The sequence below is a fragment of the Paraburkholderia bengalensis genome (genome assembly GCF_037126505.1).
In the GTDB taxonomy this organism is placed as follows: domain Bacteria; phylum Pseudomonadota; class Gammaproteobacteria; order Burkholderiales; family Burkholderiaceae; genus Paraburkholderia; species Paraburkholderia bengalensis.
This window is the reverse complement of the sequence record NZ_JACFYJ010000216.1, coordinates 1-2850: the sequence shown is the minus strand read 5'-3', so window position 1 is coordinate 2850 and position 2850 is coordinate 1. Positions and strand designations below refer to the sequence as shown.

The following is a 2850-nucleotide window of genomic DNA, read 5'->3' as shown; positions in this document are numbered from 1 at the left end:
CCCGTACTCGCTCGCGAGCGCGCGATCGTTCAGCAGCGACTTCGCCATGACATGCCGGAATTTCAACGGCAGCAACGAAGTCACGGCGCCGGTGGCCGAGAAAATAAGCTTTTTCATGAATCAAGAATACGAGCACCGGCGCCATCGCCATAGGCTTATGTCTCCGCACTTTCGGCAATGTCATCAGTCGATTCGGCCATCCGTCCATGCGTGGTGGGAGCTTAATGCACATCGCGTGTCGCTTTTGCACACGACCGCTCTCCCCATACGACGAGGGTTCGCTGTATGCCGAGCGGAGACAGAAGACTCGCACGCGCGCAATCGCCGGACTTGCCGTGAACCAATCCAGGCCAACATCGGCGCCAGCACGAGCCCCTCGCGTGCGCCAGCCTGAGCGGGCGTATAACGTCTTTCGGGACGCATCCGTGAGAAGGACCTGGCGAGCCGCGCAGGCGGCCAACGCAAAGGGCGCCTATGCATGACCCTGCTCGCTCTATCGATCAGTATGCGAACCCGTGCGCGTCGCGCGGATGGGCGCGGCTGTCAGATGGTGTAGAAGTAACAATCCCCACCCTGTGTAAGGGGATCAGCCGGAGGATGTGAGCGGTGCCTGGCCGTGGACCGGACGCGTTCCGCAGGTGAAAGTGCGCCAATACCTCGCGAATTTGCGCCGTTTGCGATCCTACTGGCTCAGCGAAAGGATATACGAGTAGTCTTTGCAGGGCTCCGTATTCCTGTGGCATGTCGGGTCGCCCGTTTTTCAATCATTGCGCCGCGGCGTAGTCATTGCGCGACTCCGCCCGGTTCGGTTGGGCCCTGCTCCAGATATCGTTCGTGACAGATCAATTCCTTCGCGAAACGGGTGTTTTTGCAATATCAACGGGCCGTTTATACGCCTCGGTTATCTCAAGGAGCATCGTCCATGTCCCCACCGAGAATCAGCGTTTTGCTGCCTATCTACAAGGTCGAGGACTATGTCGAAGACTGTCTCGACTCGCTGCTGTCGCAATCTTGCACAGATTTCGAAATCATCGCCGTCGACGACAGCAGCCCCGATCGGTCCGGTGAAATCGCCGCTCGCATTCTCGCTCAGCAGGATCGCATTCCGTGGAAGCTCGTCAGAAATACCGATAACAAGGGCCTCGCTGAAACCCGAAAAATCGCCGCATTGGAAGCTCGTGGCGACTACGTGCTCTGCGTCGACAGCGACGACCGCGTCCATCATGATCTCATTCGCACCGTCCTGCGCGAAGCTGAGCAACACGACGCTGATGTCGTCGTATTCGCCGCCGAAAGCATCAGCCCCGATGGCACCGTGAACTACGACATCGCTTCCGGCGATGGCATCATCAGTGGCGTGGAAGCCGTCCAGAAAATTCTCGAACTCAGGATGCAAGCTTTTTGCTGGAACAAGCTCGTACGCCGCTCCATCTTTGTCGCAGCCGAGCATCCGTGCGGTCTCATCTTCGAAGACGTTTGCGTATCGGTACAAACGCTCGCCAACGCGAAAGTGGTTCGCCTTATTCCCGACAAGCTATATTCATACATGCTCCGTGAGTCAGGAATTTCGAGACGTTTCAACCCGCAAATCGTCGACCTTTTCGCCATCATTGACTGGGTGGAAAGGAGTACCGCCTCCCTCCCGATTGTCGACTACAAGCGTCTCTTCTTCCGGCTAAAGTACATGTGGGCCTACCGCGCAATTGCGTTCCAGACCGCGATCACCGCGCCGACCTACCAACTCGCGAGCCCCATTCTGCAAAGCGTGTCGGAGAAGCTGCGCGCGAAGCATCTGCTCGGCATGCTTGCCGACCGGCGTCTGAAGCTTCCCATCCTCATGACCATGCTCAAGATCCATCCGTGGTTCTTTTACTGTTTTGTAAGACGCTTCAACCGCCGCTAACCAGCAGAATGCGCCATCTGGCCCATCATTCAATGTCGAGCGCGTTGGCCGTGCACGAGGCAGTGGAGCGGGCGCTTTCCATCATCCGTGAACGCTACGCCGATTTCGGTACGAACGGCTCGATAACCGATGTGCATGCTTGAGCGGCGCGCATGATCCTCTCCATTGAGCTGGGTCGAGGCGCTGATTCGAGGCGCGATCGTCTAGGCCCCATGCTTCATCGGATCTGTCACTTGTTACCCCAAGTTGTCGATGTGAGTGGATGAGTTGGGAAAGCGGCCAACGAGGGGAAGCGCCGGGAGCGCGCCAGTGCGCTCAAGCGATTACGAAATTGTCACTAAACTTGGGGCGGCCTTAAAGACTGCATCGATGTACCCGCAGAAGAGTTTGTGGAAGGAGTATGAGGGTAACCCCGTCCTAAGCGTCACTCGGACGGTTGGCACAGCACAGATGCGGTCCACGCCAAAGATGGCCATATCTTCGCACAGCTCTGGCATGTGGGCCGTCTGAGCCACACGAGCCTGCTTGGCGGCCAGCAGCCGGTGTCGTCATCGGCGCTTCAGGCCAAGGGCGTGAACGTGTTCATCGACAGCGGCGACGACGGCGTGCCGGGCTTTGTTCAGGCTTCCGAACCACGCGCACTCGCTCTCGACGAAATTCGCGAAATCGTGAACCAGTACCGCACGGCGGCGCGCAATGCGATCGAAGCCGGCTTCGACGGTGTCGAGTTGCATGCGGCGAACGGCTATCTCGTCAACCAGTTCATCGATTCCAACGCGAACACCCGCACCGACGAATATGGCTGCTCGGTCGAAAACCGCCTGCGCTTCCTCGACGGAGTCACGCGCGAACCCGTTGCCTGAGTGCCCGCCTGCGCGTCCACAGCGTCGCGACGAACTCGCCGGACGCGGCGCCGAGATCGGGAAGCTGTCGTATCGGGAAGGTGA

The 2850-nt window shown here is 58.7% G+C and carries 1 protein-coding gene and 1 pseudogene; both read left to right on the top strand.

From position 1 onward, the window contains the following. The first annotated feature begins 922 nt into the window (after window positions 1–922). Entirely contained in the window at window positions 923–1903 is a 981-nt protein-coding gene (locus tag H3V53_RS42675) for a glycosyltransferase family 2 protein (protein WP_336602967.1), read from the top strand. 434 nt (window positions 1904–2337) lie between these two features. Next, window positions 2338–2751, top strand: a pseudogene (locus tag H3V53_RS42670) (oxidoreductase); the annotation flags it as partial. Between the last annotated feature and the right edge of the window lie 99 nt (window positions 2752–2850).